The 16,046-nt window shown below is 49.0% G+C and carries 8 protein-coding genes; 5 read left to right on the top strand and 3 right to left on the bottom strand.

All coding sequences use genetic code 11. The annotated features are described in order from the left end of the window. Nucleotides 1-61 precede the first annotated feature (61 nt). Nucleotides 62-1,264: an MDR family MFS transporter gene (locus tag BSI_RS08700; RefSeq protein WP_003239422.1), complete on the bottom strand. Its 1,203-nt coding sequence runs from the start codon at nt 1,262-1,264 to the stop codon at nt 62-64. 113 nt (nt 1,265-1,377) lie between these two features. Here BSI_RS08700 and BSI_RS08705 point away from each other — a divergent pair, with 113 nt between their 5' ends. Then, complete coding sequence (locus BSI_RS08705) at nt 1,378-3,105, top strand: SgrR family transcriptional regulator (RefSeq protein ID WP_003239421.1); 1,728 nt, start codon at nt 1,378-1,380, stop codon at nt 3,103-3,105. A gap of 36 nt (nt 3,106-3,141) precedes the next feature. On the opposite strand, the gene BSI_RS08710 is transcribed toward BSI_RS08705, so the two are convergent. Together BSI_RS08710 and BSI_RS08715 are read right to left on the bottom strand one after the other, a co-directional pair. Continuing rightward, a complete protein-coding gene (locus BSI_RS08710) occupies nt 3,142-3,471 on the bottom strand; it encodes a four-helix bundle copper-binding protein (protein WP_003239420.1) in 330 nt (109 codons plus the stop codon). Between the two features lie 118 nt (nt 3,472-3,589). Further along, nucleotides 3,590-4,027: a ferritin family protein gene (locus BSI_RS08715; protein ID WP_003239419.1), complete on the bottom strand. Its 438-nt coding sequence runs from the start codon at nt 4,025-4,027 to the stop codon at nt 3,590-3,592. 182 nt (nt 4,028-4,209) lie between these two features. Here BSI_RS08715 and addB point away from each other — a divergent pair, with 182 nt between their 5' ends. The 4 genes from addB (at nt 4,210) to sbcC (ending at nt 16,037) form a co-directional block, all read left to right on the top strand. Next, on the top strand, nt 4,210-7,710 hold the full coding sequence (gene addB, locus BSI_RS08720; RefSeq protein ID WP_003239418.1) for a helicase-exonuclease AddAB subunit AddB: 3,501 nt from the start codon (nt 4,210-4,212) through the stop codon (nt 7,708-7,710). Continuing rightward, nucleotides 7,697-11,401 carry a helicase-exonuclease AddAB subunit AddA gene (gene addA / locus BSI_RS08725; protein WP_003239417.1) on the top strand — a complete coding sequence of 1,235 codons (3,705 nt, stop codon included), beginning with the start codon at nt 7,697-7,699 and terminating at the stop codon, nt 11,399-11,401. The genes addB and addA overlap by 14 nt, the downstream gene beginning before the upstream one ends. A gap of 71 nt (nt 11,402-11,472) precedes the next feature. Beyond that, nucleotides 11,473-12,648: an exonuclease subunit SbcD gene (sbcD, locus tag BSI_RS08730; RefSeq protein WP_003239416.1), complete on the top strand. Its 1,176-nt coding sequence runs from the start codon at nt 11,473-11,475 to the stop codon at nt 12,646-12,648. Then, nucleotides 12,645-16,037 carry an exonuclease subunit SbcC gene (gene sbcC, locus BSI_RS08735; protein ID WP_003239414.1) on the top strand — a complete coding sequence of 1,131 codons (3,393 nt, stop codon included), beginning with the start codon at nt 12,645-12,647 and terminating at the stop codon, nt 16,035-16,037. The genes sbcD and sbcC overlap by 4 nt, the downstream gene beginning before the upstream one ends. Nucleotides 16,038-16,046: the final 9 nt, after the last annotated feature.

Here is a 16,046-nt window from a genome sequence, read left to right as displayed (position 1 = left end):
AGTGAATGTATTATTACTATAGTATATTTTCGTTGATAAAGAAATTATGAATTATTTTCTATTAACCATTCATTTTTCTTATGACCTTGTGTTCGAGCTTCTCTATTGTGTAAGTCAGGCATAAACCAGCTGCCAGCAGACACGCGGCAAGGGAGTAAAAAATCACTTCTCCGCCAAACGATGTCAGGATCAGCCCTCCTGCCAGGGGTCCGATTGAGCGGGAGATATCCCAATGCAGGCCGTATACCGCATAAAACCGGCCGAGCAGATGGGGCGGTGCCAATTTCGAAATGAAGGTCTGGATGTGAGTCAATCCGATGCTCTCGCCAACCGTCATCACCGCTGCCGTCACTAAAAGCATTGTCAGGGAGGCTGAGCATGCAAAGCCGGCAGCCGCAAGGGAGTAGCAGATGTAAGTAATGAAAAGGATTGTTTTCATTGAAAGCTTTTCTGTCCCTTTTACAAGAGGAACTTGGAGAACAAAGCTGAATGAAGCTTTTGCCGCCGAGTAGATCGTCAGTATTGACAGATAATCAGAAAACATGTTTTTGCTGAAGATCCTGTATGTTGTTTCTGTTTGCGCGTATAACATGCTGATGGGGAGAGAAAGCAGCAACAGAAGCAGTACAGGCCTGTATATCGTAAAGCTTGTGGTCATTTCCGGTGTAACAGCTGGCTTTAGCGGCTTTGTTTCTGGCAGTTTCAGTGCAGCGATCAGAAAGTAGGTAAACAATGCCGCGGCATCTAAAGCGAATATCCACACGGGATTATAATTGTAGAGCAGCATTCCCACTAGCGGCCCTGCCGTCAGGCCCGCCGAATAGATCGCATTGATGACCGCAAACACTTCCGAACGTTTGCTTTCCGGCGTACTTTCGGCAATTTGGGCGCGGGAAGCAGGTATGTACAACGATCTCCCGATGCCATTCATGACGTAGAGAATGGCGAAAAAATACGCATGCTCGGCAAACACAAACCCCGTCATGGCAGCTGATTGCAGAATCAGTGCGATCAAAATCGCAGTGCGCCGCCCGAGCTGGTCCGTCACCCGTCCCGCAACGAGCGTCAAGCAAATATCAGCAAATGGCTGAAGACTGATGATAAGCATCGGAATCATGACACTGCCGTTTAATTGTTCATGCAGATACAGCACCATGAAAGGACCCATCATTGCACCTGTCAGGCTTGTCAGCATTTCTCCGAAAAAGCGGAGCCAAACGGGAGCAGTGTATCTCGATTTTATAGATTGAAAGCTGGTCAACATGTGATCGCCGCCTTTCGCTGTTTGGTATAGTAGTAGTGTATAGAAGAGGCGGCGGCCCAAAAAGTGAAGAAAAGAAGAGAAAAAGATTCCCCTTTTGTCGGGAGGTGCGGGGATTGAAGCTGATTGAGCACTACGTGGCACTCGTAAAAACAGGAAGCGCTGCGTTTGGGCAAATGAACGAAATGACGCTCACTGAAATGGCTGACAGTTTATTTTGTACAGAAAGAAATGCAAAGCTCATATTACATAAGCTGGAGAACAAGAATTGGATTATCCGGGAAAGCGGGGCGGGGCGCGGCCGTAAATCGAAAATCGCGTTTCTTCGCCAGCCGGAGGAGCTGCTTCTTCAAACTGCCAAGGAATATACAATGGCTGGAAAGCTTATAAAGGCAAAGGAACTGCTTCAGCAGTATCAATCCGCGTTTCCGGGGCTTCAAAACGAATATGACATTTGGTTTTCTGAGGTATTCGGCTTTGTGACAGAGACCGGCTGGGATGGAGAAAAGGATGTGCTCCGGCTGTTCATCACCCCTGGAGCTGTCAGCAGTTTGGACCCGTGCCAGATATTTTTGCGGTCTGAGGGGCACTTCGTCAAACAGATATTTGATACATTGCTCACATTAGATCCGGCTGTGCAGGAGCCGAAGCCTCATTTGGTTCATGGATGGGAAGAGGCGGGGAAAAAACGATGGAGATTTTTTCTTCGAAAGGGAGTGTCTTTTCATAACGGACAGCCGCTGACGGCGCGGGATGTTGCATTTACGTTTCAACGCTTTTTGGCACAGGCTGACAACCCGTATAAATGGCTGTTACACGGAGTGAAGCAAGTCTTAGAAAATGGCCCTTATTGTGTGGATCTCATACTCGATAAGCCAAATGAGCTATTGCCGTATGTTCTTTGTGATGAACGGCTGTCCATTCTGCCGGCGAAACAGGGCGGCGGGATCAATGGATCAGGGCCTTTTCGGGTGATTCAGCATCACCGCCAGATGCTGGTGCTTGAAGCCAATGAACACTACTTCAAAGGGCGGCCCTTTTTGGATCGCGTTGAGTTTGTGTTTTCGGAACAAGCCGGAGAGATGAACGGTTTTACCATTCAAGAAAAACAAACATGTCCTGAGCAGCAAATTGTTTTTGATGAAAGGCATGTTCAGTATTTGTCGCTCAATCTGAAAAAGAAGGGGCCTCTTCAGCACCGAAGCTTTAGAAAAGCGCTCCGCCTGCTGATTTCCTCTCAACGTCTTGTTCGTGAAGCGGGAGGGCACCGCAGAATCCCGGTTACGTCTTTTTTGCATCCGAATCTTTTAGATTGGGGCGGCGTTTCACCTTCTGAATTGCTGAAGCAAAGCGGGTACGAGGGAGAAACGCTGGTGCTGTATACCTTTTCGGAAACGGATCATCGTGAGGACGCCGAGTGGATTCAAAATGTTTGCGCCCAACAAGGTATCAGGCTAGAACTTCAATTCTGTGACCCTGCTGATCTGCGCCGGCCCGAAATCGTGCAAATGGCGGATATCATTCATGACAGTGCGACGTTTTATCAAGACAGTGAGTTTGGTTTTCTGCATTTGCTGCTGTCGCAGAACAGTTTTTTGAGTCAACACCTATCTGAAAAGCTGGAACAGATATGCTCAGGAATGTCAGAACGCATTTTTTCGACGCCTGACCGCTGTTCGAGAATCAATATGCTGCGGGATATTGACTGCCAGCTTATACAGGAGTTCAATGCGATTCCGCTGTATCAAAATGTGCTGCAGGTGACATCAAGTGAGAATGTGAAAGGACTGATGCTTGATGAAGAGGGGTGGATTGATTTGTACTCCGTGTGGCTGTCCAAATGAAAAAGAGGGTTCTTTTTTTTGAACCCTCTCCGTCCTTTATGACGCTTCCATGCTGCGGCATTGTTCAGCGCAGGCAAAGCAGGACTTCGCACATGCCTGGCAATGATCGTGGTCATGCTTTTCGCATTCAGTGCCGCACGCTTCACAAATATCGGCGCAAAGTGCGCAAATCTCTATCATGAACGGGCTGTCCGTTTGCATGGCTTTGACTGCCAGCGCGCAAATATCCGCGCATTCCCTGTCAAGCCGGATACAGCCGCTGAGATCGTGATACGCGTTTACTTCAAGACATTTTGTAAAACAATGATTACAAGCCTCCATACAATCAATGCAAGCCTCAATACAAGCTTCTGAATTTTGCTCCATGGTTGATCCCCCCCTGTGTGGCAGTGTATAGTTTTATGTTTCCCGGCTTTATTTGAAAAAGACAGGTGAGTGCGTTTTTGGGTGAGGGGATATGTGGGTATTCACTGTGCAGGTATATTTAACGTTTCATCAAGAAGTATAGAAACCAGACAGCGTGATTTTGTTCATCACGGGCGGCGCGCGTAAAGATGCCTTTCGCTTTTAAGTTTGGGGTTTCCTCGGCCGCACGCAAGTAAAAGTCGGCTGTTTCTTGTTCATCTTTAAAAGCGGCGTCCAGCCCTCTCGTGAAAGTGTTCGGGCATTCCTCCGTCTGTTTTGGCATGATGTGTTTGCCGGTAATGGCACCGTACAGTGTGGAAAATTCACGGAGGTGGCGCATTTCGTCACGCCTGATTTCTTCAATCTGTTTTCTGACTCCATCGCGGCGGGTAAGTTCGGCAAGCTTGCGATAGCATTGAATCGCGCTGAATTCTCCGTTAATGGCCTTTTTTAAATTCCGAATCAAAACAGGATCTTCCCGGTATGGCGCCGGATAGGGGTAGTAGCTGTAATACACGAGGGGTCAACTCCATTCCTAGGAATTGGGCTTTCGTAAAAGTATATGTAGGGCGGGGAGACATGTGCGGAGAAATTCAGCTTTTTATATGCGAAAAGGCCGTTTTTACCAATAGATCAGATTGGTCATTTTCGTCAACATTCGATAAAATATATAGAGATAAAAAGAGAGGGGTCTTCTAATTGGGAGCAGAGTTTTTAGTAGGCAGGTCCGGGAGTGGAAAAACGAAGCTGATCATCGACAGCATTCAGGATGAACTGCGCCGGGCTCCATTCGGGAAACCGATCATTTTTCTAGTCCCGGATCAAATGACGTTTTTAATGGAATACGAGCTTGCTAAAACGCCTGATATGGGCGGAATGATACGTGCTCAAGTGTTCAGCTTTTCACGATTGGCCTGGCGCGTCCTCCAGCATACGGGAGGCATGAGCAGGCCGTTTCTTACGAGCACAGGCGTACAGATGCTCCTGCGGAAGCTCATTGAGGAGCATAAACAGGAGTTTAAAGTCTATCAAAAAGCGAGTGACAAAAGCGGGTTTACCGCACAGGTAGAACGGATGCTGACAGAGTTTAAGCGCTACTGTCTGGAACCGGAAGACATCCGCCGGATGGCGGAAAGCGGAACGGCTTCCGAGTATCGCGGAGAACGTATTTTATCTGAGAAGCTTCATGATTTATCGATTTTATATCAACAGATGGAAAAAAGCCTTGCAGGTCAATACCTTCACTCTGAGGATTATTTAACATTGCTGGCAGAGCATGTTCCGCTTGCAGAAGATATAAAAGGCGCGCATATCTATGTGGACGGCTTTTATCAGTTTACACCGCAGGAATTCAGGGTGTTGGAGCAGCTTATGGTTCATGCAGAGCACATCACGTTTTCGCTGACAGCGGACAAGCCGTCATATGAGCGGGAGCCGCATGAATTGGAATTGTTCAGAATGACGGGAAAAACCTATTACCGCCTGCACCAAAAGGCGAAGGAACTGAATCTGGACATTACGTATAAAGAGTTAGGCGGGACTGAACGGCATACGCGCACACCGGAATTGGCGCATCTAGAGGCGCAGTATGAAGCGCGTCCAGCCGTTCCGTACGCAGAAAAACAAGAGGCCTTTACTGTGATGCAGGCCGCAAACAGACGAGCTGAGCTGGAAGGCATTGCCCGGGAAATTCACGCTCTTGTCAGAGAGAAGGGCTATCGCTATAAGGATGTAGCGATTCTTGCGCGCCAGCCGGAAGACTACAAGGATATGGTGAAGGAAGTTTTCGCAGATTACGAGATTCCTTATTTCATTGACGGAAAAGCATCAATGCTGAACCATCCGTTAATCGAATTTATCCGGTCGAGCCTTGATGTTTTGAAAGGGAATTGGCGTTATGAAGCAGTGTTTCGCTGCGTGAAAACCGAACTGCTATTCCCACTTAACGAGCCGAAGACTAAGGTGAGAGAACAGGTCGATCAGCTTGAAAATTACTGTATCGCCTACGGGATCAAAGGTGACCGCTGGACAAAGGGCGACCGTTTCCATTACAGACGTTTTGTGTCATTGGATGATGATTTTGCGCAGACCGACCAGGAAATCGAAATGGAAAACATGCTGAATGACACACGCGACTGGATTGTTCCTCCGCTTTTTCAGCTCCAGAAACGAATGAAAAAAGCAAAGACGGTTCAGGAGAAGGCGGAGGCGCTCTACCGCTATCTAGAAGAGACGGATGTGCCGCTGAAGCTGGATCAGGAAAGACAGCGTGCAGAGGAAGACGGCAGAATCATTGAAGCACAGCAGCATCAGCAGGCGTGGGATGCAGTCATTCAGCTGCTTGAGGAGTTTGTTGAAATGATGGGGGATGATGAGATTTCTCTTGATTTGTTTCAGCAAATGATGGAAGCCGGCGCAGAGTCGCTTACATTTTCTCTTATTCCGCCTGCGCTTGACCAGGTGTTTGTCGGCAATATGGATTTGTCCAGAATGTATGGCACCTCCTGTACCTTTGTGCTGGGGGCAAACGACGGCGTTCTGCCGGCGCGCCCAGATGAAAACGGAGTGCTGTCGGATGATGACCGGGAATGGCTGAAAACGGTTGGGGTTGAGCTTTCCTCAGGCGGGCGGGAGCGTCTGCTTGATGAGCATTTCCTCATCTATATGGCGTTTTCCAGTCCGTCTGACCGGCTGTACGTATCGTATCCGATTGCTGATGCGGAAGGAAAAACGCTTCTGCCGTCGATTGTCATTAAGCGGCTGGAAGAACTGTTTCCGCAGCATAAGGAGCGCCTGTTGACAAATGAACCTGAGCAGGTCAGCGATGAGGAACAGCTGATGTATGTCGTCAATAAAAGCGTGGCACAGTCCTTTACCGCGAGCCAGCTCAGGTTATGGACTCGGGAATACGACATCAGCGACGTCTGGTGGAGCACGTACAATGTGCTGATGAGTGAGCCGGACAGGCTGCAATCGAAAAAGTTATTCTCAAGCCTGTTTTTCCGGAATGAAGTGAAGCAGCTTGAACGCAGCGTGTCGAGACAGCTCTATGGTGAACGCATTCAGGGCAGTGTATCGAGAATGGAAACCTTTAACGCGTGCCCGTTCTCCCATTTTGCGTCACACGGGCTGCATCTGAAGGAACGGCAATTTTTCAAGCTCGAAGCACCGGATATCGGCCAGCTGTTTCATTCCAGCTTAAAGCTGATTTCAGACCGGCTGCGCGAGCAAAAAATGGATTGGCGCGATTTAACGAAAGAGCAGTGCGAGCTGTTCTCCCATGATGCGGTAGAGCGGCTGGCGCCGAAACTGCAAAAGGAAATTTTGCTCAGCTCAAACCGGCATTATTATGTGAAGGAAAAACTGCAAAAAATTGTGACACGCGTGTCCGGCATTTTAAGCGAGCATGCGAAAGCGAGCGGTTTCGTGCCGATCGGGCTTGAACTGGGCTTTGGAGGAAAAGGGCCGCTTCCGCCGCTGACCTTTAAGCTGAAAAACGGCTGCACGATGGAGCTCGTCGGGCGAATTGACCGAGTAGATAAAGCGGAAAGCTCAAAAGGCCTGCTTCTAAGGATTGTCGATTATAAATCAAGCGACAAAGGCCTTGACTTAGCGGAAGTATATTACGGACTGGCGCTGCAAATGCTGACGTACCTTGATTTATCAATTACTCATTCAGCCGACTGGCTCGGAATGAGAGCGACGCCGGCCGGAGTGCTGTATTTCCATATTCATGACCCGATGATTCAATCTAACCTCCCGCTTGGGCTTGACGAGATCGAACAGGAGATCTTTAAGAAATTTAAGATGAAGGGCCTGCTCCTCGGCGATCAGGAAGCGATTCGCCTCATGGATACGACTCTTCAAGAGGGACGGTCAAATATCATCAACGCCGGCTTGAAAAAAGACGGCTCTCTCAGATCGGACTCGGCGGCAGTCGGCGAAAAGGAATTTGAGCTGCTGACGAAGCATGTGCGCCGCACCTTCCAAGAAGCAGGCGAACAAATCACCGACGGACGCGTATCGATTGAGCCTTATAAAATGAAGAACAAGACGCCGTGCACATACTGTGCGTTCAAATCAGTATGCCAATTTGATGAATCATTAGAAGAAAACGAGTATCGCCCGTTAAAGGCTGAAAAGGACAAGACGATACTTGAGTGGATAAAAAAGGAGGCGGATGGCAATGAACATTCCTAAACCGGCAGACAGCACATGGACAGATGACCAATGGAATGCCATTGTTTCAACCGGCCAGGATATTCTTGTGGCAGCGGCGGCGGGCTCCGGTAAAACCGCTGTGCTCGTTGAACGAATGATCCGGAAAATTACCGCAGAAGAAAACCCGATTGATGTAGACCAGCTTCTCGTTGTGACATTTACAAACGCCTCAGCGGCAGAGATGAAACACCGGATCGCGGATGCCCTGGAAAAAGAGCTTGTAAAGCGCCCCGGCTCGCTGCATATCAGACGCCAGCTGTCTCTTTTAAACCGGGCCAGCATTTCGACACTTCATTCCTTTTGCCTGCAAGTGTTGAAGAAATATTACTACTTGATCGATCTTGATCCGGGCTTTCGGATTGCTGATCAGACAGAAGGCGAGCTGCTCGGAGATGAAGTGCTGGACGAGCTGTTTGAAGACGAATACGCAAAGGGCGAAAAGGCGTTTTTTGAGCTTGTTGACCGCTACACGACAGACCGGCACGATCTGGATCTGCAATTTCTCGTCAAACAGGTGTACGAGTATTCCCGTTCTCACCCAAACCCGGAGGCATGGCTGGAAAGCTTTGTTCATTTATATGATGTATCGGAAAAGAGCGCAATCGAAGAGCTTCCGTTTTATCAATATGTCAAAGAGGATATTGCGATGGTGCTTAACGGAGCGAAGGAGAAGCTGCAGCGCGCGCTTGAACTGACGAAAGCGCCGGGCGGACCGGCGCCGCGCGCTGACAATTTTCTTGATGATCTTGCGCAGATTGATGAACTGATTCAGCATCAGGACGATTTCACTGAGCTTTATAAGCGGGTGCCCGCAGTTTCTTTTAAGCGAGCGAAAGCAGTAAAAGGTGACGAGTTTGATCCTGCGCTCCTTGAAGAAGCGACGGATTTGAGAAATGGCGCAAAAAAACTTCTCGAAAAGCTCAAAACCGACTACTTTACGAGAAGCCCTGAACAGCATTTGAAAAGCTTAGCCGACATGAAGCCTGTCATTGAAACACTCGTACAGCTTGTCATCAGCTACGGAAAACGATTCGAAGCCGCGAAGCAGGAAAAATCAATCATTGATTTTTCAGATTTGGAGCATTACTGTTTATCCATTTTGACAGCTGAGAACGACAAAGGCGAACAGGAGCCGAGCGAGGCAGCAAGATTTTATCAGGAGCAGTTTCATGAGGTGCTCGTTGACGAATATCAGGATACCAACCTAGTACAGGAATCGATCCTGCAGCTCGTCACAAGCGGATCGGAAGAGACCGGCAACCTGTTTATGGTAGGAGATGTCAAACAGTCGATTTATCGATTCAGGCTTGCAGAGCCGCTTCTTTTCCTCTCCAAATACAAACGGTTTACAGAGAGCGGAGAAGGCACGGGACGGAAAATCGACCTGAATAAGAATTTCCGAAGCCGGGCTGATATTTTAGACAGCACAAACTTTTTATTTAAACAGCTGATGGGCGGCAAAATCGGTGAGGTTGATTATGACGAGCAGGCTGAGCTGAAGCTTGGTGCGGCGTACCCGGACAATGATGAGACGGAAACAGAGCTGCTGCTGATCGACAACTCAGAAGAGACGGATGCCGGCGAGGAAGCAGAAGAGCTGGAAACGGTGCAGTTCGAGGCGAAAGCGATCGCTAAGGAAATTCGTAAGTTGATTTCATCGCCATTTAAGGTGTATGACGGAAAAACGAAAACACACCGCAATATTCAATACCGCGATATCGTGATATTGTTACGTTCCATGCCGTGGGCGCCGCAAATCATGGAGGAGCTGAGAGCACAGGGCATACCGGTTTACGCCAATTTAACGTCAGGCTATTTTGAAGCAGTCGAAGTCGCCGTCGCGCTTTCTGTGCTGAAGGTGATCGATAACCCGTATCAGGATATACCGCTTGCCTCTGTTCTGCGCTCACCGATTGTCGGGGCAGATGAAAACGAGCTGTCTTTGATCCGGCTTGAAAATACAAAAGCGCCGTACTATGAAGCGATGAAAGACTACTTGGCTGCCGGCGACCGGAACGACGAGCTTTATCAAAAGCTGCAAACGTTCTACGGACATCTGCAAAAATGGCGTGCGTTTTCGAAAAACCACTCAGTATCTGAGCTGATTTGGGAAGTGTACCGCGATACAAAATACATGGATTATGTCGGCGGGATGCCGGGCGGAAAACAGCGCCAGGCCAATTTGCGCGTTCTCTATGACCGGGCGCGCCAATATGAATCGACGGCATTTCGCGGCCTGTTCCGTTTCCTGCGGTTTATCGAACGCATGCAGGAGCGGGGCGATGATCTTGGAACGGCGAGAGCGCTCAGCGAGCAGGAGGATGTTGTCCGCTTAATGACGATCCACAGCAGCAAAGGGCTTGAATTTCCAGTCGTGTTTGCAGCGGGTCTCGGACGGAACTTCAACATGATGGACATGAACAAATCGTACCTGCTGGACAAGGAGCTCGGGTTTGGCACGAAGTTTATTCATCCGCAATTGCGCATCAGCTTTCCGACGCTTCCGCTCATTGCCATGAAGAAAAAAATGCGCAGGGAGCTATTGTCAGAGGAATTGCGTGTTCTCTATGTCGCATTAACGAGAGCGAAGGAAAAGCTGTTTCTGATTGGCTCGTGCAAGGATCATCAGAAACAGCTCGCAAAATGGCAGGCAACTGCGTCCCAAACTGACTGGCTTCTCCCGGAATTTGACCGCTATCAGGCAAAAACCTATTTAGATTTCATTGGACCTGCTCTTGCCAGACACAGAGACTTGGAGGCTTTGGCTGAAAACGGTGCGGGAGCGCATGCTGACATATCAGGCCACCCTGCGCGTTTTGCCGTTCAAATGATCCATTCCTATGATTTGCTGGATGATGATCTGGAAGAAAGATTGGAAGAAAAAAGCGAGCGCCTAGAAGCGATCCGCCGAGGTGAACCAGTTCCCGGCCCGTTTGCGTTTGATGAGAAAGCCCGGAAGCAGCTAAGCTGGACATATCCGCATCATGAGGTGACGCAAATTCGCACAAAGCAGTCAGTTTCTGAGATCAAGAGAAAAAGAGAGTACGAGGATGAATACAGCGGCAGGGCCCCCGTTAAACCGGCTGACGGAAGCATTCTGTACAGGCGTCCCGCTTTTATGATGAAAAAAGGACTGACAGCGGCGGAAAAAGGGACGGCCATGCATACGGTTATGCAGCATATCCCGCTCACACATGTGCCGACAATAGAAGAAGCGGAGCAGACGGTTCACAAGCTTTATGAAAAAGAGCTGCTCACTGAAGAACAAAAAGCCGCTATTGATATAGAAGAAATCGTTCAATTTTTCCATACAGAAATCGGCGGACAGCTGATCGGTGCTAAATGGAAGGACCGGGAAGTGCCATTCAGTTTAGCGCTTCCGGCTAAGGAGATCTATCCTGATGCACAGGAGGCGGATGAGCCGCTTTTAGTGCAGGGAATCATCGACTGTCTCTATGAAACTGAGGACGGTTTATATCTCTTAGACTATAAATCAGACCGGATTGAGGGCAAATTCCAGCACGGTTTTGAAGGAGCGGCCCCGATCTTGAAAAAACGATACGAAACGCAAATTCAGCTGTACACGAAGGCAGTTGAGCAAATTGCAAAAACAAAGGTAAAGGGATGTGCGCTTTATTTCTTTGACGGAGGGCACATTCTGACATTATAGCGAGATCCTTAAGCTCCGGGAATTCAGGCGGAGCAGATCTCGTTTTCTATACAAAAGAGAGGTGAAAGTATTTGCGGATTTTACATACGGCTGACTGGCATCTTGGAAAAACACTTGAAGGAAGAAGCAGGCTGAGTGAACAGGCCGATGTGCTTGATGAACTGAATACGATTGTAAAGGAAGAGCAGATCGATGCCATTGTAATGGCGGGAGACGCGTTTGACACCGTGAACCCGCCGGCTTTAGCCGAGCAGCTGTTTTATGAAAGCTTGTCTGCGCTCAGTGACAGAGGGAAGCGCCCGATTGTTATTATTGCCGGAAACCATGATAATCCTGACCGTTTGTCCGCCGCTTCACCGCTGACACATGAAAACGGCATTTATTTAATCGGCTATCCGACAACAGAACCGCTTCATATTGAAGTGCCTTCAACTGGGGAGCTTTTGGCTGTCGGAGCACTGGCGTACCCATCTGAAGCGCGGTTAAATGAAGTGCTTTCCGATACATTTGATGAAAAGCTGCTCCGTGATCATTATGACGTGAAAATCAGACAGGCGTTTGAGCATATGACAAGCCGGTTCCGGAACGATGCAGTGAAGATTGCCGCCAGCCATATTTATGTCGCAGGCGGAAACCAAACGGATTCTGAGCGCCCGATTGAAGTCGGCGGCGCTTATACCGTGTCTGCAGAAAGCCTGCCGGCGGATGCCGCTTACGTGGCGCTCGGCCATTTGCATCGCCCGCAAACGATCAAGCGGGCGCGGACCCTTGCGCGTTATTCAGGATCTCCGCTCGCCTACAGCTTTTCTGAAGCGGGCTACGCCAAATCAGTGACAATCGTGGACGCAAAACCGGGGGAAGAGGCCTCTTGGAATGAGGTTTTATTATCAAGCGGCAAGCCTCTTGTGAAGTGGAAAGCGGCAAATGGCTTAAGCGAGGTGTACAGCTGGCTGGATGAAGGCAGAGATCAGAATGCCTGGATTGACCTTGAAATTCGTGTGGCGGACCAGCTGTCACTTGAAGAAATTCATAGGCTGAGGAAGGCGCACCCGGGCTTTATCCATATCAGGCCGGTTTATGAAGAACAGAACAAAGACCGGGAACGGATCGAGGTTAAGCATGTGTCGATCGAGGACCGCTTTAAGAAATTTTATGAAAAACAAACTGGCGGCGCGGTGCCGGATGAAGAAATGGTGAAGCTGTTTTTAGAGCTTGCATCAGGCGTTGAAGAGGAGGATGCGAAATGAAGCCGATCGCCTTAAGCATTAAGGGGCTCCACAGCTTTAGAGAGGAGCAGACGATAGATTTTGAAGGCCTTTCCGGTGCCGGTGTTTTCGGCATTTTCGGCCCGACAGGAAGCGGTAAATCCTCCATCCTCGACGCAATGACGCTTGCTTTATACGGAAAGGTGGAGCGGGCGGCGAATAATACGCACGGGATCTTAAACCATGCGGAAGATACGCTGTCTGTTTCCTTTACCTTTGCGCTTCAGACGAATCATCAAATCTCTTACAAAGTCGAGCGCGTGTTTAAGAGAACCGATGAAATGAAGGTGAAAACGGCACTCTGCCGCTTTATCGAAATCAAGGATGAGCATACGGTGCTGGCTGATAAAGCCAGCGAAGTGAATAAAAGAGTGGAGGAGCTCTTGGGGCTGACGATCGACGACTTTACGAGAGCGGTGGTCCTGCCGCAAGGGAAATTTGCTGAATTTCTGTCTTTAAAAGGGGCGGAGCGCAGACATATGCTTCAGCGTTTATTTAATTTGGAGCAGTATGGAGATCGGCTTGTGAAAAAGCTGAGAAGGCAGGCGCAGGAAGCCAATGCGAGAAAAAATGAAATGCTTGCTGAACAGTCCGGTCTCGGGGAGGCGAGCTCGGAAGCGGTTGAGCAGGCGGAACAGGCTCTCGAACAAGCTGAAGCCCGGCTGGAAGCGATGAAGAAGAATCGTGATCAGGCAAAGGAGCGGTTTACGGAGCATCAGGAGATTTGGAATGTCCAAAAGGAAAAATCCTCTTACGAAGAAGAGAAAAAACGTCTCGAAGAGGAACAGCCGCACGTAGACAGCTTGCAAAAGCGCCTGCTGGAAGCAGAAACAGCCGCCGCTCTGAAGCCCTATGCGGACCGATACGCAGAAGCGATTCAGCATGAAGAGAAAGCTGAAAAGGAACAAACGCTTGCTCAAAAGGAGTTAGCAGACCGGACAGGTTTCTTTCATCAAAAACATGAAGAGTATGAAGCGTGGCGCCGGCATAAAAGCGAGAAGGAGCCTGAGCTTTTAACTGAGCAGGAACAGCTTTCCCGATTGCAGGAGATCGAAATCAAACTGAGCGTGGCCAAGCAAGAGAAAGCTCGCAAAAAGGCTGAACTCCAGCAGAAAGAAGAAGCTCTTCAATCTGTCATGAATGAATTGGAGACTGTAACAGACCGTCTGACACGGGGACAAAACAGACAGACGGAATTAAAGCAGCAGCTTAAATCCCTGCAGGTGACTTCTGATGAGCGAAAAAGCTGTCAGCAGGCCGCAGAAATGGCATTGCGCATCAGACAAACTGAGGAGCAAATCACAAAAGAGCAAAAACGAAGTGACGCATTGAATCTTGCGCTGCAGAAGATGCATGAGGAGAAGAACACACTCGTTCAAAAGATGGAAGCTGAAAAAAACAACATCATTCAGGCATATGAGGCTGTACAAACCGTGTACCATTTGGTATGCGAGACGGAACGGTCATTAACACATATGACTGACCAGGCTAGAAAAAGACAACACGAGCTTCACTCGCAGCGTGAAAAAGCAAGGGTGGCACTGCTGACAAAAGAGTTAGCCGAAAAGCTGACCGCCGGACAACCTTGTCCAGTCTGCGGCTCAACCCATCATGATCCATCGGCCTCAGCACATGAAACATATGAGCTAGACAGCAATCTTGAAGAGGACATCAAACAGACAGATGTGTTGCTGACGGAAGCGGCAGCTCTCAGCCAGGAGATTCTTTCAGCTAAAATCACTCTTGAAGAACAGTCCGCGCGCTTTATTGAACAGTGTCCGTTTTTGCAAACGATTCAAGCGCAGAACCTTGAAGCAGCAGCTTCTTACGAAAATCTGCCGGTGCATGATGCATTCGATCATGCCAACATTGAATGGAAACGAGTCAAACAGGACATTCTTTCTGTTAAAACACGAATGGCACAAATGATCAGTGCCTATCAGGAGTCTTTAAAAAAAGCCGAGCAGCTTAATGAAAAAATCGGTTTTGAAAAAAGAGAGGCTGACCGCATTGAAAACATCATCGCCGAGCTTCAGGCCTCAATGGACAGCCGCCTGAACATGTTTAAAGAAGCATTTCAGGATCAAGCTGTGGATAAAGCGGAAAAATGGCAGCAAGCCATTGAAGAAAAAGACCGGGCTGCAGAAGAATGCGAGAAACGAATTGAGCGCAGCATCGCATTTCTTGCTGAGCATGAAGCACAAAAAGAAAAGCTGCGGGTGTCAGGGCATCAGCTTGAGCGTGAAAAGCTGGAGCTTCATTATGCGGCTGAACGCATCAAGAGCGTGATAGCGGATTATGAGCACGAACTCGGAGATTACGCAAAAGGAAATTCGATTGAAATCAAACTCCGCTCTGTCCAGCAGAATCTAAAGCTGTTAAAGGAAAAAGAGCAATCTCTATGTGAAGAACTGCAAGGCGCCCAGATGAAACTCAATCAGGCGAAAAGCCGCGCTTCAGCAAGCGAGCTCACCCTGCAGGAGGCGAAGGGCAGATTGGAAAAAGCGGAAGCCGATTGGCTTGAGCATGCGAAAAGCACCCGCTTTACCCGGACTGAAGAGGTGGAGCAAAGTCTCATTCCAGCCGATGAGCTTGAAAAGATGAAAGCCAGCATAGACCAGTTTATGGATAAACTGAAGCAAAATGCTGCAAACTTAAAACGTGTAGCAGAGATACTTGCCGGCAGAGCCTTATCAGAGAGCGAATGGAGCGAAACCGTTACGGCATTACAAGAAGCAGAGGACGCATTTGGCGCTGCTATAGAGGAAAAAGGCGCGGCAGCGAAAGCACTTGCCGTCATTCGCGATCATCATAAACGGTTTAACGAAATTGAAGCTGAACTGAAAAAATGGCAAACACATATCGACAGGCTGGACAAGCTGCAAGCTGTGTTTAAAGGCAATACCTTCGTCGAATTTTTAGCTGAGGAGCAGCTTGAAAGCGTTGCGCGGGACGCATCAGCAAGACTTGGCATGCTGACGAGACAGCGCTATGCCATTGAAGTGGATTCAGAAGGCGGATTCGTGATGCGGGATGACGCGAATGGGGGCGTCAAACGCCCGGTATCCAGCTTGTCTGGGGGAGAGACCTTCCTCACCTCGCTTTCTCTCGCTCTTGCGCTGTCTGCGCAGATCCAGCTTCGCGGAGAATACCCGCTCCAGTTCTTTTTCTTAGATGAAGGGTTCGGCACCCTCGATCAAGATCTGCTGGATACGGTTGTGACAGCCTTGGAAAAACTGCAGTCAGACAATCTGTCTGTCGGTGTCATCAGCCATGTGCAGGAGCTTCGGGCGCGGCTTCCGAAAAAGCTGATCGTCCATCCAGCTGAACCGAGCGGCCGCGGTACACGGGTATCACTTGAGTTGATGTAAGGGAGGACC

Origin of the sequence: Bacillus inaquosorum KCTC 13429, from assembly GCF_000332645.1 — a bacterium.
GTDB lineage: Bacteria > Bacillota > Bacilli > Bacillales > Bacillaceae > Bacillus > Bacillus inaquosorum.
This window is presented reverse-complemented; position numbering and strand designations above follow the sequence as displayed.